The following is a 19,403-nucleotide window of genomic DNA, read 5'->3' on the forward strand; positions in this document are numbered from 1 at the left end:
CTACTTCCGCATCACGGCGGGTTCGTGCCGGCGCAGCAGCCGGGCGACCGCGAACCCGTAGAGGAGGGACAGCACCAGCAGCATGGCCAGATCGAGCAGCCAGGCGCCCGCCGAGTGCCGGAACAGCGGGTCGGCGGTCAGCTCCACGGGCACGATCCGGTGCAGCCCGACCGTGGCCGCCATGGCGCCGAGCGCCCAGCGGGAGGGCACGAGCCAGGACAGCTGCTCGAGTCCGGGTACGCCGTCGAGCGGTAGCAGGGCTCCGCAGAAGACGACCTGGACGATGGCCAGCAGGACCAGCAGCGGCATCGTCACCTCCTGGTGGTGCACCAGTGCGGAGATCAGCAGGCCGAGCGTCATGGCCGTGAACGCCAGCAGGGCCACGGCGAGGACGATCTCGGCGAGCGGCGGCAGCAGGACGCCCCGGCCGCCGGGAGCGTGCAGATCGACGCCGAGCAGGGCGACCAGGGTGAGGACGACGGCCTGGGCGACCGAGACCGTGCCGAGTACCACCACCTTGGACATCAGGTAGGCGGATCTGGGCAGGCCGACGGCGCGTTCGCGCCGGTACACGACGCGTTCCTTGACGAGCTCGCGCACCGCGTTGGCCGCGCCGGCCAGGACGGCCCCCACACACAGGATGAGCAGGGTGTTCATCGCGTTGTCCCGGGTGAGTCCGCCGCCCGCCAGGGCCCGGGCCATGGCGCCCATCACGAACGGCAGCGCGATCGAGACCAGGAGGAAGGTGCGGTCGGCGGCCAGGACGGCGGTGTAGCGGCGGACCAGGGTGGCCAGCTGGGCGCCCCAGCTTCGGGGGCGCGGCGCCGGAGCCGGGACGACGGGGGCCGGGCCGGGGTGGTGGGGCCGCGTGGTGGCCTCGGCGACGTAGTGCCGGTGGAACGGCGACTCGCGGTACTCCCGCGCCCAGTCCCGCTCGCTGTCGCGGTCGAACGCCTCGAAGGCCTCCGGCCACTGCTCGAAACCGAGGAAGGCGAGGGCGTCGCCGGGCGGGCCGTAGTAGGCGACCCGGCCGCCGGGGGCGAGCACCAGCAGGCGGTCGCAGACGCCGAGGCTCAGGACGCTGTGCGTGACCACGACGACCGTGCGGCCGTCGTCCGCGAGACCGCGCAGCATGGTCATCACCGAGCGGTCCATGCCGGGGTCGAGGCCTGAGGTCGGCTCGTCCAGGAAGAGCAGCGACGGCTTGGTGAGCAGCTCCAGGGCCACGCTGACCCGCTTGCGCTGGCCGCCGGAGAGGCTGTGCACGGGTCGGTCGGCGCGCTCCTGCAGGCCGAGTTCCCGGATCACCTCGTCCACCCGGGCCCGCCGCTCGGCCCGCGCGGTGTCCTGCGGGAAGCGCAGCTCGGCGGCGTAGGTCAGGGCGGCGCGGACGGTGAGCTGGGGGTGCAGGATGTCGTCCTGCGGGACCAGGCCGATGCGCTGGCGCAGTTCGGCGTAGTCGCGGTACAGGTCGCGGCCGTCGTAGAGCACGGTGCCGCGGTCGGCGGGGCGCAGCCCGGTCAGGGCGTTCAGCAGCGTGGACTTGCCGGCGCCGCTCGGCCCGACCACCGCGAGCAGGCACTTCTCCCCCACTGGGAAGGAGACGTTGTCCAGCAGGATCTCGCGGCCCCGGTCCACGGCGACGGTGAGGTCCTGCACGTCGAGGGAGACCTCACCGGTGTCGACGTACTCCTGCAGCTCGTCGCCGACCAGGCAGAAGGCGAAGTGGCCGATGCCGATGATGTCGCCGGGGCCGACGGGGGCGTGGGTGACCGGCCGGCCGTTGAGGTAGGTGCCGTTGTGGCTGCCGAGGTCGGCGATCTCGTACCCGCCTCCGGGGCCGGTGCGCAGCTCGGCGTGGCGGCGGGAGACGACCAGGTCGTCCACGACGAGGTCGCTGTCCGGGGCCCGGCCGATGCGGATCGTGCGCGCGGGCAGCGGGCGGACGGCGTCGGGCCGGCGGAAGGTGCCGGTCAGTTCGGGCATCGACACCGCCGAGGGGCGGTCCGGTGCGGGTTCGGGAGCGCCGGTGAGGACGGCTCGGGGGCCGTCGGCGGGGTTGCCGAAGCGGATCTCGCTGCCGGGGTGGACGTCCCACCGCTCGATCCTGCGGCCGTCCGCGTAGGTGCCGTTGGTGCTGTTCCGGTCCGCCAGCGTCCAGCGGTCGTGGTCGCAGCTCAGCACTGCGTGGTGCCACGAGACCCGGGCATCGTCGAGGACGATGTCGCTCAACGGGTCGCGTCCGACGTGGTAGTCGTGGCCCGGGCTCATCACCGTGGAGACGGTGTCGGTCTCCAGGACGAGTTCGGGCGCCGCCGGGGCGACGGGCCGCTCCGCCATGGCCAGAAGTCTACCGATTCGCTCAGGTGTGCGCCTGTCTGTCCCGTCTCCGGCGGGCGCTTCGCGCCCGTGGACACGTGTCAGGCCACGGGCATGACGAGCGCCGGGACGGTGCGGTGCATCCGCAGGGCGTCGACGGACTCGGCGAGCAGCTCGTACTCGGTGGTGTCATCGCTGGCGGCGATGCGGACGAGCCGCCCGCCCGCCAGTTCGTCGGCGACCAGCGCCTGCCGGCCGTCGTCCGCGCACCAGGCGCGCAGCAGGGCGGGCACGTCGGCCACCGTGTCCGCTACCGGCACCAGCGCTCCCGCCGGGAAGGCGGCGCCCTCCGGGCTGGGATCGAGCCGCTCGGCGATCCAGGAGGCCCGGTCGCGCAGCCACCACAGCGCCAGCGCCAGGGTCGGCGCCCGGTAGGTGCCGAGCGGTACGCCGATGCGCCTGCCGTCGCACGTGCCGTACGCCGTGACGTGGCACAGGAATTCGTCGTGCACGTTCCACTCCCCCGTCGCCTCGCTGGTGGCCGGCCGGGCTCTGGCTGTCCGTGCGGCTCCTGTGCGGTGAAGTGCCCCTGCCGTTCGAGTATCGCCACTGCGGAAACACTGTCACCACGACTTTCCGGCCAGTGTCCTGGCATATTCACCGCCCGTTCTGGCCGGAATGTGCGGGACCGCGAGGCGCCCGGGCCATGACTCCGGAGGTAATCGACCCGCCCCGCGCCTTGACGGCATGGTTGTCACACCGGATCGGCGAACACCTGGATCCGGGACCTGACCAGCGGATACGACCTCGATGGAGGCTGATTCACCATGTCCGAGAACACGAACCGTTACGAGCACGCCGCCGCCCGTTACTTCGAGGCCTGGAACGCCACCGACCCCGCGGCCGTCGAGAAGGCGGTCGCCGCCGCGTGGACGGCGGACGGCACCTACACCGACCCGCTCGCCGACGTCCGCGGGCACGAGCAGATCGCGGCCGTCATCAAGGCGGCGCACGAGCAGTTCCCGGGCTTCGTGTTCCGTCCCTTCGGCGCGGTCGACGGGCACCACGACACCGCGCGCTTCGCCTGGGAGCTGGTCAACGAGGCCGACGGCTCGGCGCCGGTGGCGGGGTTCGACGTGGTGACGCTGGACCGGGAGGGCCGCATCCAGCAGGTGCTCGGCTTCATCGACCGGATGCCGGCGGGCGCCTGACGGCACCCGCCGGTGTGGGCCGCGCGACGCGCGGTGGCCGCTCCCGGCGAACGGGAAGGTCCACCGCGCGCGCCCGGCGGGACGGGCGCCGGACCCGTCCCGCCGGTGACCTACGGCCGGACGATCGCGTCGATCCGTGCCAGTTCCTCGGCGTCGAAGTCGAGGTTGGCGATGGCGCCGACGCTGTCCTCGAGCTGCCGCGCGCTGCTCGCGCCGACCAGCGCGGAGGTGACCCGGCCGCCGCGCAGCACCCACGCCAGGGCCAGCTGGGCCAGGGACTGGCCACGGGACCTGGCGATCTCGTCGAGGGCGCGCAGGCGGCCGACCAGGTCCTCGGTCACGGCGTCCGAGTTCAGGAAGGGGCTGTCGCCCGCGGCCCGGGAGTCCTCCGGGATGCCGTCGAGGTAGCGGCCGGTGAGCAGGCCCTGCTCCAGCGGGGAGTACACGATGGAGCCGGCCTGGAGTTCGTCCAGGGCGTCCAGCAGGCCCTCGTCCTCGGGGCGCCGGTCGAGCATCGAGTAGCGCGGCTGGTGGACGAGGAGCGGGGTACCGAGGTCGGCGAGGATGCGGGCGGCCTGACGGGTCTGCTCGGCGGAGTAGTTGGAGACGCCGGCGTAGAGCGCCTTGCCCTGCCGCACCGCCGTGTGCAGCGCACCCATCGTCTCCTCCAGCGGAGTGTCCGGGTCGGGGCGGTGCGAGTAGAAGATGTCCACGTAGTCCAGGCCCATGCGCTTCAGGCTCTGGTCGAGCGAGGACAGCAGGTACTTGCGCGAGCCCCATTCGCCGTAGGGGCCGGGCCACATCAGGTAGCCGGCCTTGGTGGAGATCACCAGCTCGTCGCGGTAGGGCGCGAAGTCGGCCTTCAGGGCGTCGCCGAGCGCGGACTCCGCGGCGCCGGGCGGCGGGCCGTAGTTGTTGGCGAGGTCGAAGTGGGTGATGCCGAGGTCGAAGGCGCGGCGCAGGATGGCGCGCTGGGTGTCGACGGACCGGTCGGGACCGAAGTTGTGCCACAGGCCGAGCGACAGCGCGGGGAGCTTCAGGCCGCTGCGTCCGGTGCGCCGGTAGGGCATGTCGGTGTAGCGGTCGGGGTGTGCGGTGTACAACGCGACTCCAGAGGGGTTGGCGCACGGTCTACCGGTTCCACTCTTGCCCGGACGGCGTACAGCGGTCCAACAGGAGAATCGGATCGAATTGTGCGGTTAGGCTTCTCAATCATGGAACTGCGTCATCTCCAGCACTTCGTCGCCGTCGCCGAGGACCAGCACTTCACCCGGGCCGCCGAGCGCCTGATGGTGTCCCAGTCGGGCCTGTCGGCGTCGATCCGGGCGCTGGAGCGGGAGCTGCGGGCGCCGCTGTTCGTGCGGACCACCCGCAGGGTGACGCTCACCGAGGCGGGGCGTGCGCTGCTGGTGGAGGCCGAGCGGATCCTGGCGCAGGTGCGCTCGGCGCACGAGGCGGTGGCGGCGGTGCAGGGCGTGCTGCGCGGCACGCTGTCGCTGGGCACCGAGCAGTGCATCGCCGGGGTGCACGTGGCACGGCTGCTGGCCGCGTTCCGCAGGCGGCACCCGGAGGTGGAGATCCGGCTGCGCCAGACCGGCTCGGGCGCGCTGGCCGAGGAGGTGGCGGCCGGCCGGCTCGACCTGGCCTTCGCCTACCGCACCCAGGCTGACACCGACCAGCTGCGCTCGGTGTCGCTGACGAGCGAGCCGATGACCGTGCTGTGCCATCCCGGTCACCGCCTGGCCGCGGGCGCCGCCGTCCTCTCCCCGGACGACCTGGCCGGCGAGGTGTTCGTCGACTTCCACCCGGACCGGGGGCCGCGCCGCACCACCGACGCGGCGTTCGCCGCGGCCGGTGTCCGGCGGACGGTCGCGCTGGAGGTCAACGACGTGCACAGCCTGCTGGACCTGGTCGACGAGAACCTGGGGGTCGCGGTCGTGCCCCGGCACTTCCGGCACAAGCGGCCCTCACTGACGGCGCTGCCGCTCCAGGCCGCGGGCGAGGCGGAGTACGAGACCATCGCCCTGCTGCCGCCGGAGCGGGCCACCAGTCCCGCCGCCCGCGCGCTCGTCGCACTGCTCGGGACAGAGGGCCGGACGCCACCGGAGCCGTCCGGGGCCTCCTGACATCCCGGCGCACGACCGCGCTCGATGCGCCATGGTGGACCCATGCATGCCAAGGACATCCTCATCGACGGCTTCGGCCGCATCCGGGAAGAAGTCCATGCCGCCCTCGACGGCCTCGGACCGGAGGAACTGGAGCGCCGCCCGGTCCCCGACGCCAACTCCGTCGCCTGGCTCGTCTGGCACCTCACCCGGGTGCAGGACGACCACGTCGCCGACGCCTTCGGCCTCGACCAGGTGTGGCTCTCCCAGGACTGGGAGAAACGCTTCGGCCTCGGGCTGCCCCGGCACGACACCGGCTACGGGCACAGCCCGGCCAAGGTCGCCAAGGTGCGGGGGGCCTCGGCGGACCTGCTGACCGGGTACCACGACGCGGTGCACGAGCAGACGCTCGGCGCCCTGCGTGCCCTGGCCGCCAAGGACCTCGAACGGATCGTGGACGAGCGCTGGGATCCCCCGGTCACCCTGGGCGTCCGCCTGGTGAGCGTCCTGTCCGACGATCTTCAGCACGTCGGACAGGCCGCCTACCTGAGGGGTCTGCTTCAGAGCGCGGCCGCGTAACCCGGCAGGACCACGTCCTCGATGAGGGCCTTGCGCTCGTCGAACGGGATGAACGCGCTCTTGAGGGCGTTCACCGTGACGGTGCGCAGGTCCTCGACCGTCCAGCCGGCCTCCTCGACCAGCAGGGACATCTCCCTCGTCATGGTCGTCCCCGACACCAGCCGGTTGTCGGTGTTGAGGGTGACCCGGAAGCCGAGGTCCTTCAGGGCCGTGATGGGGTGCTCGGCGATCGAGGTGGCGCAGCCGGTCTGCAGGTTGGACGTGGGACACATCTCCAGGGCGACACGGCGGTCGCGCACCCAGGAGGCGAGGCGGCCGAGCTTGCCGTCGACGATGTCCTCGGTGAGGCGGACGCCGTGGCCGATGCGCTGGGCGCCGCACACCTGCAGCGCCTGGTGGATGCTGGGCAGGCCGTGCGCCTCGCCGGCGTGGATGGTGAACGGCATGCTCTCCCGGCGCAGGTGCTCGAACGCGGCCAGGTGGTCGGCGGGCGGGAAGCCGTCCTCGGCGCCGGCGATGTCGAACCCGACGACGCCCGCGTCACGGTAGGCGACCGCCAGGTCGGCGGCCTCGCGGACGCGGTCGAACATCCGCATGCCGCACAGCAGGGTGCCGACGCGGACGGGGGTGCCGGCGGCGGCCGCCTTGGCCATGCCGGCGGCGAGGCCCTCCTGGACGGTCTCCACGACCTCGGCGAGCGAGAGCCCGCCGTTCGTGTTCAGCTCGGGGGCGTAGCGCACCTCGGCGTAGACGACACCGTCGGCGGCGAGGTCGAGGACGTACTCCTCGGCGGTGCGCAGCAGGCCCTCACGGGTCTGCATGACGGCGAGGGTGTGCTCGAAGGTGGCTATGTAGCGCACCAGGTCGCCGGAGTTGGCGGCCTCGAAGTACCAGGCGGCCAGCTCGCCGGGGTCGGTGGTGGGCAGCTGGTGGCCGACCGCGGCCGCGAGTTCGACGACGGTGGCGGGGCGCAGGCCGCCGTCGAGGTGGTCGTGGAGGACGGCCTTGGGCAGCCGGCGGAGGGTCTCGGTGTCGATGCGGGGCGCGGTCATGGCGGGGTCTTTCCTCGGCTGGTGGTTCTGGGGTGATCAGGCGGCGGGCTGGAGCAGGTCCCAGCGGTTGCCGTACAGGTCCTGGAAGACGGCGACGGTGCCGTACGGCTCGTGGCGCGGCTGCTCCAGGAAGGTCACGCCGGCGTCGCGCATCCGGGCGTGGTCGCGGGCGAAGTCGTCGGTGTGCAGGAAGAACCCGACGCGTCCGCCGGTCTGGTCGCCGACGCGGGCCCGCTGGCCCTCGCCCTTGGCGCGGGCCAGGAGCAGCGCGGTGGCGGCCGTGCCGCCGCCGGGCTCCACGACGACCCAGCGGGAGCCGTCGGGACGCGGGGCGCCCTCGGCCAGCCGGAACCCGAGGGCCTCGGTGTAGAAGCGGATGGCCTCGTCGTAGTCGTCGACGACGAGGGTGACCAGGGCGACGCGTCGCATCGGTGCCTTCCGTGGGGAGCGGTTAGCCGGTGAGGTTATACGTAAAACTACTGGCACGCCAGTCCCGGTCTACGCGCGTCGCCGCAGGGGGTTCCGACCGGGGGCGAACGGTGCCGTTCGCGCAGACTTGGTAAGATTGACGGTCTTGTCCCACCGAGGCTGTGACGTCGGTATGAGGAAGCCTCGGGCCGGTGCCCGCCGCGCGGCCGCGGCCGTGGGGTGTGCGGCCCTGCTGGTCTCCGGCTGGGCGGCGCCCTGCGGGGCGCACGCCACGGCCCGGTTCCCCGTGCCGGCCGCACGCGCGGCGGTGGCCTTCGACCCCGCTCCCGAGGCACTCCGGCGCATCGATCCGGCCGCCCTGCGATCCGCCGTGGCGGGTGCGGCGAAGAAACTCCTGGTGCCCGGGGCGGTCGTGCTGCTGCGCACCCCGCAGGGCACCTTCCGGGTGACCGTCGGCACCACCGAACGGGCCAGGACAGTGCCGCCCACGACGGACGATCACTTCCGCATCGCCTCGAACACCAAGACGATGACCGGGGCGCTGATCCTCCTGCTCGCCCAGGACGGCAGACTCCGGCTGAGCGACCCGGTGTCCGCCTACGTCCCAGGAGTGCCGGGCGGCGCGCACATCACGCTCGCCGAACTGCTGAAGATGCGCAGCGGGCTGTACGACTACACCTCCGCACCGGAACTCGCGGCCTCCCTGGACGCACGTCCGCGCGCGGCGCGCACCCCGCGCGAGATGCTCGGCATCGCCTTCCGGCGCCCGCCGGACTTCGCGCCCGGCACGGCGTACGAGTAATGCAACACCAACTACACGTTGCTGGGCCTCGTCGCCGAGAAGGCCGGCGGCCGCCCCCTGGCCGAGCAGTTCCGGGACCGGCTGTCCGCCCCACTCGGCCTGACGGGGACGTCGTTGCCCGGCGCCCACGACACCAGCCTGCCGGCCCCTTGGTCACACGGTTACATGTACGGCGGCACGGCCTACGCGCTGGCCGACAAGGACTACCCGGCCGACGTGCGGGCCGCGGCCCGGTCCGGACGGCTCCGGCCGGTGGACTACACCCATCAGAACCCCTCCTACGCGACCGCCGCGGGCGGCGCCGTCTCCACGGCGGACGACCTGGCCGTCTGGATCCGGGCGCTGGTGACGGGCAAGGTCCTCGGCGCCGCCTTCCAGCGGCAGCTGCTGCACAGCCCGCAGGCCCAGGACCCGGCGGCACCCGACGGGCAGAAGTACGGGTACGGGATCGCCCACCAGCGCTTCGGCCGAAACGCGGCGATGTACTACCACGGCGGTGAACTCCCCGGCTACAACTCCTTCATCGGCCACGACCCGGACAACGACGTCACGCTGGTGATCTGGACGAACCTGACCCTGTCGCCCGACGGCCGGACCACGGCCAACGCCCTGCTGCCCACCGTCCTCGACCAGGTCTACGCCGGTCTCCGACTGCCCACCGGCACGGGCTGAGGATCCGTCAGGCCGTGCGCGTGCGCGCCGAATCCAGCCGCGCTAGCTCCTCGCCGGTGAGCCGGAGGGTGCCCGCGGCGATGTTCTCCTCCAGGTGGCCGGGGTCGCCGGTGCCGGGGATGGCGAGGACGTGCGGACCCTGGTGCAGCGTCCAGGCGATACGGACCTGCGCGGGGCTCACCCCGTGCGCGCGGGCCACGGCGAGCACCTCCTCCTCCTGGCGCACCTCGGAGGCGCCGCGTTCGCCGCCCTGCCCGGCGACGGCGTAGTAGGGCACGAAGGCGATGCCCCGTTCCCCGCACAGGCGCAGCAGTTCCGCGCCCTCCGGGTACGGGCCGTCGAGTCCGTACCGGTTCTGCACCGCCACCACCGGTGCGATCTCCAGCGCCTCGGCCAGGTGCCGGGGCTCCACGGCCGAGATGCCGAGGTGCCTCACCAGCCCCGCCCGGCGCAGCTCGGCGAGCGCGCCGAAGTGTTCGGCGATGGAGTCCTGGCCCATCCGGCGCAGGTGGACGACGTCGAGGTGGTCCCGTCCGAGCTGGCGCAGGTTCTCCTCGACGTGGCCGCGCAGCTCGTCGGGGCGGGCCGAGGTGCCCCACTCGCCGCGGTGGTCGCGGTAGGGGCCCACCTTGGCGGCTATGACCAGGTCGTCGGCGTACGGGGACAGGGCGGTGTTGATCAGCTCGTTGGCGGAGCGCAGCGAGGAGAAGTAGAAGGCGGCGGTGTCGATGTGGTTCACGCCCAGCTCGACGGCCCGGCGCAGGACGGCGATCGAGCGGGCCCGGTCGCTCGGGACGCCGAGGTGGAACGCGGCGCTGCCCGTCAGCCGCATCGCGCCGAAGCCGAGGCGGTGGACGGGCAGGTCGCCGAGCGGGAAGGTGCCGGAGGACTCCGCGGTGATCGTTTCAGCGGTCATCGGCGGAGTCTCGCACATCCCTTGTCGCGCAGGCGGGTTCAGCCGAGCGGCTTGGCCAGGACGGCCTTGCGGTGGCTGAAGGTCTCGATGGAGTAGCGGCCGTGGTAGCTGCCGGTGCCGCTCTCCCCCACGCCTCCGAACGGCAGGTCGGAGACGGTGAGGTGAGCGAGCGGCAGGCCGTGGCCGAGGCCGCCGGAGGAGGTCTCGGCGGCGATGCGCGCCCGGGTCGCGTCGGACTCGCTGAACACGTACAGCGCGAGCGGCTTGTCGCGGTCGTTGATGAATTCGATCGCCTCGTCCAGGCCGGACACGGTGACGATGGGCAGGACGGGACCGAAGATCTCCTCCCGCATGACGGGCGATCCGGGGTCCACGTCCGCGAGGACGGTGGGCGCGATGTACCTGCTCGCGCGGTCGCTCTCGCCGCCGACCGCCACCCGTCCGGAGCCCAGCAGGCCGGACAGCCGGTCGAAGTGCCGCTCGTTGACGATCCGGCCGTACTCGGGCGAGGCCGCCGGGTCGGTGCCGAACAGTGCCCGGACCGAGCGGACCAGCGCGGCTTCCAGGGCGGCGGCGGTGCCGGGGTCGGTGAGGACGTAGTCGGGCGCCACGCAGGTCTGGCCGGCGTTGAGGAACTTGCCGCGCGCCAGCCGGTCGGCGACCACGTCGAGGTCGGTGCCGCGGTCGACGAACACCGGTGACTTGCCGCCCAGTTCGAGGGTGACCGGGGTGAGGTGCTCGGCGGCGGCGCGCATCACGACACGGCCGACGGTGCCGTTGCCGGTGTAGAAGATGTGGTCGAAGCGCTCGGCCAGCAGGGCCGTGGTCTCCGGGACGCCGCCCTCCACCACGGCGACCGCGTCGGTGTCGAGGTAGGCCGGGATCAGTCCGGCGAGCGCGGCCGAGGTGGCCGGGGCGAGTTCGCTCGGCTTGGCGACGACCGCGTTGCCGGAGGCGAGCGCGCCGACCATGGGGGCGAGCAGGAGCTGTGCCGGGTAGTTCCAGGGGGCGATCACGAGGACCACGCCGAGCGGGTCGTACTGCGTCCAGGCCGTGGCGTCGGCGCCGAGGTGGGCCGGCACCGGGGCGGGCTCGGGGCGCAGCCACTCGTCCAGGTGGGCGAGGGTGTGGTCGATCTCGCGGACGGTGAAGTCGATCTCGGTGCGGTAGGCCTCGGTACCGCTCTTGCCCAGGTCGGCGCGGAGCGCCGCGGCGAGGTCGGCGCCGCGTTCCGTGAGCATCGCGCGCAGGCGGCGCAGCTGGCCGGTGCGCCACTCGACGGGCTTGGTGCGGCCACCGCGGAAGGTGGCGCGCAGCCGGGCCACGAGGTCGGCGGGCTGCTCGGTGGAGGAGTGGGTCACGGGTGCCTCGCTGGGTCGTGCACGGGCCGGACGGGCCCGGGCGGAGGATCAGGCGGTCGGATGTATATACCAACCTTTCAGCTCCTGAAGTTCATTCCGGCACCGTTCGGTGACGCGGATCACCTCGCCCGGGGGCCGTCGCACGCCGGCGGCACGGCTCAGGGGCGACCCTCCTCGTCACCCGCCTCGACAACGACCAGGAAGGCGTCGGACCTCAGGTCCATCACCACGGTCGCGTGTTCGCCCTCGGCCCGGCGCGCCGCCGCGTACTCCTCCGCCGGCCACGATCCGCGCGGAGCCCCGGCGGGGAACCGCTCCAGCACCTTCGCACTCATGACGGCCGGTCACCTCCAGCGTTCACCGTTTCGCACGGAATGTGCGTCCTGTACGTCGTCGGTTGCCCCGGATCGCAACGGACATGTCATCGCCGCCCGCCCAGGGCCGCCCGCGTCAGCGCGGAGCGCCGGGCGGCGCGGCTCCGTAGGCGGCCGCCAGGGTGTCGAGGGCGTCGGCCAGCCCCGCCGGGCGGAGCATGCCCTGGGCGGGCCGGCCGGACCAGCCGGGGCCGCCGAGCATCGTCAGCGGGTGCCTGCGGGCGCCCGTGACTCCCCACTCCATGGCGGCGACGTACTCGGCCAGCGGCCGGCTCGCGGTGGAGCGGGCCTGCGCCCACAGCACCACCGCGGCCGGGCCCAGGCGCCGCACCGCCGCCACGAGCGCCTCCGCCGGCACCGCGGCGCCGAACATCCGCGTCGGGACGCCGAGGTGACTCAGCGCGGCGTTGAGCGCTTCCAGCGGGAGGGTGTGCTGCTCCCCCGGGACGCACGCCAGGACCACCGGCCCGGCGCCCTCGGGGGCGGCCGGTGGCGCCGCGGGCCGCTGCCGCGTGTGCCGGCGCAACGTGGTGGACACCTGCCAGGACAGCAGGTGCTCGACCTCGACGTAGCGGTCCCCCGAGGAGGCCCACCGGCGGCCCACGGCGTGCAGCGTCGGGACCATCACCTCCTGCCAGGCGGCGACCACGCCGTAGCTGGTGACGGCGGCGTCCAGTCGCTCCCCGACGGCTCCGGCGTCCAGCCGGACGGCCGCCCGGGCCAGCCCCCGGCCCTCCTGCCGGGCATCGCCGGAGGGCGGCGGGCCGGCCTCGGGGCCCGGTGCGTCCGCCGGGCGCCGGGTTTCGAGGTACGGCCGTTCCTTCGCGGCCCGGGCGGCCTCGGCGGGCGGGACGCCGGACGCGGTCAGCCGGCACATCGTCTCCAGCATCGCCACGTCGTCGGCCGTCCAGCGCCGGTGCCGGCCGTCGGTGCGGGCGGCGGGTCCGATGCCGTAGCGGCGGTCCCAGGACCGCAGGGTGGTGGGCGAGACGCCCAGCCGGCGGGCCAGCGCGCCGGTCGTGAGCCTCGGCTCCCCGCTCTCCGGCGCGTGCGCGGTTCCGGACGTGTCCATGGGACGACTATACGGTGCGGTATCGATGCGCCTCGTCTGATAGGCGTCCCGGTCCTGCCATGCCGGCGGGCCATCACGGCAACCGTGCCGCCGTCCGGCACGTCTCAGCGGCGGTGCACCCGAACGCTGCGGAAACGGTGCCGATGCCGGCCGGTCCGGCGATCTTCCACCGCCGTCCGTCCTCGGGAAGAGTCGGGCCCGTCGACGCCCGCCTCCAACGCCTGCTGAAGGAACTCCCCGTGAAACAAGCGCTGTTCACCGGTACGATCCCGTCCTCGCGCACGAGTCTGGAGGAACTGACGTACCGCGTCGCCTCGGGTGACCACCTGGCCTTCGCCGCGCTCTACGACACCGTGGCCGGCCCCGTACTGGGCGTGGTGCGCGGCGTGCTGCGGGACCGGGCGCAGTCCGAGGAGGTGGCGCAGGAGGTGCTCCTGGAGGTGTGGCGCACGGCCCCCAGGTACCGCCGCGACCGCGGCACGGCCATGAACTGGATACTCACCCTCGCCCACCGCCGGGCGGTGGACCGGGTCCGCTCGGCGGAGGCGGCCGCGGTCCGTGAGCACAGGGCGGCCCTGCTGGACCACACACCCGCGTACGACGAGGTCACCGAGCGGATCGAGGCCTACCTGGAACAGGAGCAGGTGAGACGGTGCCTGCGCACCCTGACCCAGGTCCAGCAGCAGGCCCTCGGCCTCGCCTACTACCGCGGGCTGACCTACCGGCAGGTGGCCGAGGCCCTCGCGCTTCCGCTCGGCACGGTGAAGACGAGACTGCGCGACGGTCTCGTACGGCTGCGCGACTGCCTGGGCGCGACCGCGTGACCCCGGCGCCGCCCCGGGGCCCCGCCGCCGGCGGCGGGGCCCGTGACACGGCCCGTTCCTCAGGAGCGCCGGCGCGGCGGCAGGGGGAAGAAGCCGCTGGTGCGCGCGCAGTACTCGGCGTATCCCGGCCGTCCGCCCATGTGCCGCTCCAGCAGTGCCTTTCCGCTGCCCTTGACGAGCAGCAGCGTCATCACCACCGGGGAGACGGCCGACACCGCGGCCGAGGCCGGCGCGGCGCAGGCGAGGAGGAACAGACCCCACCAGACGAGGAAGTCCCCGAAGTAGTTCGGGTGCCGGGTGTACCGCCACAGCCCCCGGTCCATGATCCGGCCCCGGTGGGCGGGATCCGCCTTGAAGCGGGCCAGCTGGGCGTCCCCGACGGCCTCGAAGACCATCCCGGCCGCCCACAGCGACGCACCGGCCCAGGCGGGGGCGGCCGGCCCGCCGCGCACGTACTGCGCGGCCTGGACCGGCAGCGACACCAGCCACACCAGCGCGCCCTGGAGCAGGTAGACCATGCGCAGGGCGTAGCGGTTCCGGTCGCCGGGCGCCTTGGCGAGCAGGGCGTCGTAGCGCGGGTCCTCGCCGTGGCCCCGCCCGCGGCGCGCGATGTGCCAGGAGAGCCGCAGCCCCCACACGGACGTCAGGACGGTCACCAGGGCCCGCCGCCCGGGGTCCCCCTCGCCGGCCGACGCCGTCCAGGTGACGAGGGCGACCGCGGTGAAGGCGAGCCCCCACGCGACGTCCACCACGCGGTGCACGCCCCGCCGCACCGCCACGGCGAAGGTGACGAGCATGACGGCGAGCGCGGCCGCCGCGGCGAGGGCGAGGTTCCGGGCGAAGGCGTCCCAGGCGAAGCCGCTCACGGCCGGTCCAGTCCCGCGTACCAGTCCGCGGGCGTGCCGGGCAGCCCGGCCCCGCCCTCCCGGGAGGGCCGCACGCCCAGGATCTGGTCGACGCCCATCCGGCGCTCCTCGAACGCGAGCGCCCCGCCCGCCAGGTAGAGCCGCCACACGCGTGCCGTCTCGGCACCGACCAGGGCCACCACCTCGTTCCAGCGTTCCTCCAGCGTGCGGTGCCAGGCGGCGACGGTGCGCACGTAGTGCTCCCGCATCGACTCGATGGAACGCACCTCCAGCCCGGCCCGCTCCAGCAGTCCCACCGTCTCGCCCACGGGCCGCATGTGCATGTCGGGCGCGACGTACGCCTCGATGAACGCGCCGCCGCCGGGGGCCACCCGCCCCCGCGACATCTGCTGCACTAGCACCCGCCCGCGCGGGCGCACCAGCCGGTGCAGGGCGGCGGCGAAGCCCGGGTACTCGGCGTCTCCTACGTGCTCGCCCATCTCGATCGTGGCGACCGCGTCGTAGGCGCCGCCTCCGATGTCCCGGTAGTCCTGGCAGACCACGTCCACCTGTCCGTCCAGCCCCCGCTCGCGTACCTGTTCGCGCACGTACGCCGCCTGCTCGCGGGCCAGGGTGACGGCCGTGACCCGCGCCTTGTGCCGTTCGGCCGCGTACAGGGTGAGCGAGCCCCAGCCGCAGCCGATGTCGAGGAGCCGGGCGCCGGGGGCGAGGCCGAGCTTGCGGCAGACCAGCTCCAGCTTGGCGCGCTGGGCGTCGGCCGCGGTGAAACCGGGCTCGTCGCTCGCCCAGTAGCCGCAGGAGTAGGCCATGGTGTCGTCGAGGAGGAGGCGGTAGAAGTCGTTGGACAGGTCGTAGTGGTGGCTGACGGCGGCCCGGTCGCGGGCCCTGCTGTGCAGGCCGCCGCTCAGCCGGGCCTCGGATGCGGGCGGGGCGGGGCGCGGGCCGACGGCGCCGAGGCGCAGGGCGGCGCCGGCGGCGGCCACCCGGTCGGCGGGGGTGAGCCGCGGGGCCCGCAGCCCGCCCTCGCGTACGGCGGCCCACACCGTGCGCAGGCCCTCGGCGAGGTCGCCCTCCACGTCCAGTTCCCCGGTGACGTAGGCTCGGGCGAGGCCCAGTTCGCCGGGCTGCCACACCAGGCGGCGCAGGGCGCGACGGGAGCGGACGACGACCACCGGGGCTCCGGCGGTGCCGGTCTCACTGCCGTCCCAGGCGCGCAGGCGTACCGGCAGGGGGCCGCCGAGGACCTGTTCGGCCAGTGCGGCGACGCGGTGGGCGGCACCGGCGCGAGCGGTGCGGACGACGGTCATCGGGCGGGGCCCTCCTTGGTGAACAGGTACTGCTGGACGTCGAGGTAGCCGGAGCGGAACCCGGCCTCGGAGTAGGCGAGGTAGAAGGTCCACATCCGCCGGAAGGTCTCGTCGAAGCCGAGCGCCGCCACCTCCCCGGCGCGTTCGGTGAACCGCTCCCGCCACAGGCGCAGGGTCTCGGCGTAGTGCGCGCCGAAGGCGTCCCGCCGGGCGACGGTCAGCCCGGTGTGGTCCCGGACGCACCGCTCCACGGCCTCGGTGGAGGGCAGCAGGCCCCCGGGGAAGATGTACTTCTGGATCCAGGTGAAGGTGTCGCGGCTGGCCAGCAGGCGCTCGTGCGGCATGGTGATGGCCTGGACGGCGGCGCGGCCGCCCGGGACCAGGCGCTCGTCGAGGGTGCGGAAGTAGACCGGCCAGAACTCGGCGCCGACGGCCTCGACCATCTCCACGCTGACGACGGCGTCGTGGGCGCCGCGTGCCTCGCGGTAGTCGCACAGTTCGATGCGGACCCGGTCGGCCAGCCCCGCCGCGCGCACCCGCCGCAGGGCGAGGTCGCGCTGTTCGCCGGAGAGGGTCAGCGAGGTCACGTGCGCGCCGCGGGCCGCAGCCCGGATGGCCAGTTCCCCCCAGCCGGTGCCGATCTCCAGCAGCCGGGTGCCGTCCCGGACCCCGGCGAGGTCGAGCAGCCGGTCGACCTTGCGCCGCTGGTCGGCGGCCAGCGTCTCCCAGCGGGCGGGGAGGCTCTCGTGGACCGCCGCGGAGTAGGTGAGGGTGTCGTCGAGGAAGAGGGCGAACAGGTCGTTGGAGAGGTCGTAGTGATGGCTGATGTTGTCGCGGGCGCCCCTGGGGGTGTTGAGCTGGGCGCCCGGCCGGCGCGGCGCCCACAGGCCGCGCAGCCGCTGGAGCGGGGCCGGTATCAGGTCCGCCGCGTGGGAGGCGAGCACGGTGAGCACGGCGACCAGGTCGGGGGCGTCCCACTCGCCGGCGAGGTACGACTCGCCGAAACCGATCAGGCCGTGGGTGCCGATCCTGGCGTGAAACCGGTGCGGGTCGTGCACCTCCAGCAGCGGTCCGCCCCGGCCCGCTTCGGCGAGGCCGGCGAACCGGGCGCGCAGGGGCAGCCGGTCCAGCGTGCGGCGCAGGACGGCGGCGGTGACGGCCGTGCGCGGCCGGGAGGCGTGCGGTGGCGCGGCGACGTCGGGCCAGCGGGCCGCGTCCACGGCGGTGTCCCGCCGGAGGCCGGCGGGGCGGGGCTCGGCAGTCCTCATGTCACGTTCTCCGGAGTGCGCTGGTCGGGGCGGGGCTGTACGGGCAGTCCCCGCAGGTACAGGCGGATGCCGTGCAGGCGGATGGCCGCCGAGACGGCGAGGGTGGACCACGGGTGCCGCAGCGCGAGCCGCAGCAGCGCGGACCCGGTCGCCTCCCGGCGGGTGCCGCGCACGGTCGCGGTGAAGGGGCGGCCGCCCTCCCGCTCCAGGTGGACGGTCAGGTCCAGCCGGTCGCCGGGCGGCGGTACGCGCATGCGGTAGTGGCCGTCGACGGGGAAGAACGGGGATACGTGGAACTCCTTGCCGGCGCGCGCGGCGCCGGCCTCGTCCGGGCGCAGCAGGTAGCAGTGCCGGCCGCCGTAGGTGTTGTGCACCTCGGCGACCACGCAGACCGGCCGGCCGTCGGGGCCGTGGCACCAGTACAGCGTCAGCGGGTTGAAGACGTGTCCGAGGACGCGGGCGTGGGTGAGCATCGTGATCCGTCCACCGCCGAGGTGGACGCCGTGCCCGGCGAGGAAGGCGTCCAGCCCGGCCCGGATGGTGGGCCGGTCGCCGGTGAAGTGGTCGCGGGCCTCGAAGCGGGCCAGCGGGCGCAGGAGGCGCGGCAGCCGGGGCGGGTGGTCGGGGTCGACGCACCAGAGGTAGGTGCGGTGCCGCAGGACGTGCCGCAGGGGCGCGGTGCGGGCGTGGGTGACGGTGCACGGGTAGAGGGCGGGTGTCACGGTCACCAGCAGGCTCCCAGGGCCGCGGCGGCGCGCACGCCGGAGGCGCAGCCGTCCTCGTGGAAGCCCCAGCCGTGGTAGGCGCCCGCGAACGCGGTGACGGCGGTGTCCAGCTCCGGCAGGCGCGCTTGCGCCGCGACCGACTCGGGCGTGTAGACGGGGTGTTCGTAGACCATCCGGGCGATCACCCGGTCCGGGTCGACGCGGTCCTCGCCGCCCAGGGTGACGACGAAGGACTCGGCGGCGTCCAGGCGCTGGAGCCGGTTCATGTCGTAGCTGACGCGGACCCGGTCGGCGCCCGCCGCGCAGGACGGCATGAGGTAGTTCCAGGAGGCGCGGGCGCCGCGGGCACGCGGGAGGAGCGCGGTGTCGGTGTGCAGGAGGGTGGTGTTGCGCGAGTAGCGGAACGCGCCGAGCACCTCCTTCTCCCGTGGGGTGGCGTCGGTGAGCAGCCGCAGGGCCTGGTCGGGGTGGACGGCGATCACCACGGCGTCGTAGGAGGCGGTTGTGCCGTCGTCCGTGGTGAGGTCGGCACCGTCGGCGTGCCGGACGACGCCGCGGACGGGGGCGCGGGTGCGTACCGCGTCGAGCCGCCGGGCGACGCGTTCGACGTAGGTGCGCGAACCGCCGGTCACCGTGCGCCACACCGGGGAGCCGCTCACCGTGAGCATGCCGTGGTGCTCCAGGAACCGGAACAGGTAGGCGGCCGGGTAGCGCTGCGCGGTGACGGCGTCGCAGGACCACACGGCCGACACCAGCGGTGTCATGAAGTGGGCGCGGAAGTAGGGCGAGAAGTTCTCGCGGTCGAGGAACTCGCCGAGCGTCACCGTGCTCCGGCCGTCGTGGGCGGCGAGCAGCCGGCGGGCCGCCCGGTGGAAGGCGGGCACCTCGGTGAGCATCCTCAGGTAGGCGCCGCGCCGGGCGTTGCGGGGCCGGGCGAACAGGCCCGCCGGGCCGCGGGCGCCGGCGTACTCGAGCCCGCAGCCCTCGCACCGCACGGACATGCTCATCTCCGACTCCTGCGTGGCGACGCCGAGTTCGCCGAAGAGCCGTAACAGGTTCGGGTAGGTGCGGCGGTTGTGCACGATGAAGCCGGAGTCCACGTGGTGGAGGCGGCCGTCGGGTGCCGTCACGTCATGGGTGTGGGCGTGCCCGCCGAGCCGCGCGTCGGCTTCGTAGAGCGTGACGTGGCCGGCGCGCCGGAGTACGTACGCGGCGGTCAGGCCCGCCACGCCGCTGCCTATGACGGCCAGGCGCCGGCGTCCTCCTCCCGGTCCGGGCGCGTCGTCCAGCGGACTCCGCGCGGCTTCCCTCGGCGTGTGCGCCATCGGTTCTCCTCCCACTGACTGTGATCAGGGCTGCCGCGGGTAATCCGTGACCGCGCGGGTGCCGGATTGGCCGTTGTGGGTTTTTCACGCGATCTCGTGAGTACGTCACCGGACCTTGTGAGCGACCCGTCCGATACGGGCGCCAGACCTCTACACATAAGGAAGGAATAAGGGCAAACTGGGTGGAAGCGGGGTT

The 19,403-nt window shown here is 73.8% G+C and carries 18 protein-coding genes and 1 pseudogene; 5 read left to right on the forward strand and 14 right to left on the reverse strand.

Translation table 11 applies throughout. The features are described from left to right. The gene (locus IE177_RS08215) at nucleotides 1-2,340 is read right to left on the reverse strand and encodes an ABC transporter ATP-binding protein/permease (protein WP_190014264.1); all 2,340 of its coding nucleotides are present in this window, start codon (nucleotides 2,338-2,340) and stop codon (nucleotides 1-3) included. A gap of 80 nt (nucleotides 2,341-2,420) precedes the next feature. Next, nucleotides 2,421-2,831 carry a hypothetical protein gene (locus IE177_RS08220; RefSeq protein ID WP_190014266.1) on the reverse strand — a complete coding sequence of 137 codons (411 nt, stop codon included), beginning with the start codon at nucleotides 2,829-2,831 and terminating at the stop codon, nucleotides 2,421-2,423. Between the two features lie 315 nt (nucleotides 2,832-3,146). Here IE177_RS08220 and IE177_RS08225 point away from each other — a divergent pair, with 315 nt between their 5' ends. Then, nucleotides 3,147-3,530: a nuclear transport factor 2 family protein gene (locus tag IE177_RS08225; protein WP_190014268.1), complete on the forward strand. Its 384-nt coding sequence runs from the start codon at nucleotides 3,147-3,149 to the stop codon at nucleotides 3,528-3,530. 110 nt (nucleotides 3,531-3,640) lie between these two features. On the opposite strand, the gene mgrA is transcribed toward IE177_RS08225, so the two are convergent. Next, a complete protein-coding gene (gene mgrA, locus IE177_RS08230) occupies nucleotides 3,641-4,633 on the reverse strand; it encodes an L-glyceraldehyde 3-phosphate reductase (RefSeq protein ID WP_190014270.1) in 993 nt (330 codons plus the stop codon). A gap of 111 nt (nucleotides 4,634-4,744) precedes the next feature. On the opposite strand from mgrA, the gene IE177_RS08235 reads away from it, so the two are divergent. Together IE177_RS08235 and IE177_RS08240 are read left to right on the forward strand one after the other, a co-directional pair. Then, nucleotides 4,745-5,656, forward strand: a complete 912-nt coding sequence (locus IE177_RS08235; protein ID WP_190014272.1) for a LysR family transcriptional regulator — start codon at nucleotides 4,745-4,747, stop codon at nucleotides 5,654-5,656. A gap of 42 nt (nucleotides 5,657-5,698) precedes the next feature. Next, nucleotides 5,699-6,214, forward strand: a complete 516-nt coding sequence (locus IE177_RS08240; protein WP_190014274.1) for a mycothiol transferase — start codon at nucleotides 5,699-5,701, stop codon at nucleotides 6,212-6,214. Here IE177_RS08240 and IE177_RS08245 read toward each other — a convergent pair. After that, nucleotides 6,196-7,266 carry an adenosine deaminase gene (locus IE177_RS08245; protein WP_190014276.1) on the reverse strand — a complete coding sequence of 357 codons (1,071 nt, stop codon included), beginning with the start codon at nucleotides 7,264-7,266 and terminating at the stop codon, nucleotides 6,196-6,198. The genes IE177_RS08240 and IE177_RS08245 overlap by 19 nt on opposite strands. 36 nt (nucleotides 7,267-7,302) lie before the next feature. After that, on the reverse strand, nucleotides 7,303-7,695 hold the full coding sequence (locus IE177_RS08250) for a VOC family protein (RefSeq protein ID WP_190014277.1): 393 nt from the start codon (nucleotides 7,693-7,695) through the stop codon (nucleotides 7,303-7,305). A gap of 172 nt (nucleotides 7,696-7,867) precedes the next feature. On the opposite strand from IE177_RS08250, the pseudogene IE177_RS08255 reads away from it, so the two are divergent. Next, a pseudogene (locus IE177_RS08255) lies at nucleotides 7,868-9,169 on the forward strand (serine hydrolase domain-containing protein). A gap of 7 nt (nucleotides 9,170-9,176) precedes the next feature. Here IE177_RS08255 and IE177_RS08260 read toward each other — a convergent pair. From IE177_RS08260 to IE177_RS08275, 4 genes are all read right to left on the reverse strand, one after another. Continuing rightward, nucleotides 9,177-10,085 carry an aldo/keto reductase gene (locus IE177_RS08260; protein ID WP_190014279.1) on the reverse strand — a complete coding sequence of 303 codons (909 nt, stop codon included), beginning with the start codon at nucleotides 10,083-10,085 and terminating at the stop codon, nucleotides 9,177-9,179. A gap of 38 nt (nucleotides 10,086-10,123) precedes the next feature. Further along, a complete protein-coding gene (locus IE177_RS08265) occupies nucleotides 10,124-11,446 on the reverse strand; it encodes an aldehyde dehydrogenase family protein (RefSeq protein WP_190014281.1) in 1,323 nt (440 codons plus the stop codon). 158 nt (nucleotides 11,447-11,604) lie between these two features. Beyond that, nucleotides 11,605-11,781, reverse strand: coding sequence for a DUF8839 family protein (locus tag IE177_RS08270; RefSeq protein WP_190014283.1), 177 nt, complete (start codon nucleotides 11,779-11,781; stop codon nucleotides 11,605-11,607). A gap of 115 nt (nucleotides 11,782-11,896) precedes the next feature. After that, nucleotides 11,897-12,892: a MerR family transcriptional regulator gene (locus IE177_RS08275; protein WP_190014285.1), complete on the reverse strand. Its 996-nt coding sequence runs from the start codon at nucleotides 12,890-12,892 to the stop codon at nucleotides 11,897-11,899. 239 nt (nucleotides 12,893-13,131) lie between these two features. Between IE177_RS08275 and sigK the strand changes: the two genes are divergently transcribed. Further along, nucleotides 13,132-13,716: an ECF RNA polymerase sigma factor SigK gene (gene sigK, locus IE177_RS08280; RefSeq protein ID WP_190014287.1), complete on the forward strand. Its 585-nt coding sequence runs from the start codon at nucleotides 13,132-13,134 to the stop codon at nucleotides 13,714-13,716. Nucleotides 13,717-13,775: 59 nt separating this feature from the next. Here the strand turns inward: sigK and IE177_RS08285 are convergent, their stop codons facing one another. The 5 genes from IE177_RS08285 to IE177_RS08305 are packed head-to-tail and all read right to left on the reverse strand — an operon-like array spanning nucleotide 13,776 to nucleotide 19,207. Continuing rightward, nucleotides 13,776-14,582, reverse strand: coding sequence for a DUF1295 domain-containing protein (locus IE177_RS08285; RefSeq protein WP_190014289.1), 807 nt, complete (start codon nucleotides 14,580-14,582; stop codon nucleotides 13,776-13,778). Beyond that, a complete protein-coding gene (locus tag IE177_RS08290; RefSeq protein ID WP_190014290.1) occupies nucleotides 14,579-15,889 on the reverse strand; it encodes a class I SAM-dependent methyltransferase in 1,311 nt (436 codons plus the stop codon). The genes IE177_RS08285 and IE177_RS08290 overlap by 4 nt, the downstream gene beginning before the upstream one ends. After that, nucleotides 15,886-17,157, reverse strand: a complete 1,272-nt coding sequence (locus tag IE177_RS08295) for a class I SAM-dependent methyltransferase (RefSeq protein WP_190014291.1) — start codon at nucleotides 17,155-17,157, stop codon at nucleotides 15,886-15,888. Before IE177_RS08295 ends, IE177_RS08290 begins: the two co-directional genes overlap by 4 nt. After that, on the reverse strand, nucleotides 17,154-17,885 hold the full coding sequence (locus tag IE177_RS08300; protein ID WP_190014293.1) for a DUF1365 domain-containing protein: 732 nt from the start codon (nucleotides 17,883-17,885) through the stop codon (nucleotides 17,154-17,156). Before IE177_RS08300 ends, IE177_RS08295 begins: the two co-directional genes overlap by 4 nt. Beyond that, nucleotides 17,882-19,207, reverse strand: a complete 1,326-nt coding sequence (locus tag IE177_RS08305) for an NAD(P)/FAD-dependent oxidoreductase (protein WP_190014295.1) — start codon at nucleotides 19,205-19,207, stop codon at nucleotides 17,882-17,884. Before IE177_RS08305 ends, IE177_RS08300 begins: the two co-directional genes overlap by 4 nt. Nucleotides 19,208-19,403: the final 196 nt, after the last annotated feature.

Origin of the sequence: Streptomyces lucensis JCM 4490 (assembly GCF_014650035.1) — a bacterium.
In the GTDB taxonomy this organism is placed as follows: domain Bacteria; phylum Actinomycetota; class Actinomycetes; order Streptomycetales; family Streptomycetaceae; genus Streptomyces; species Streptomyces lucensis.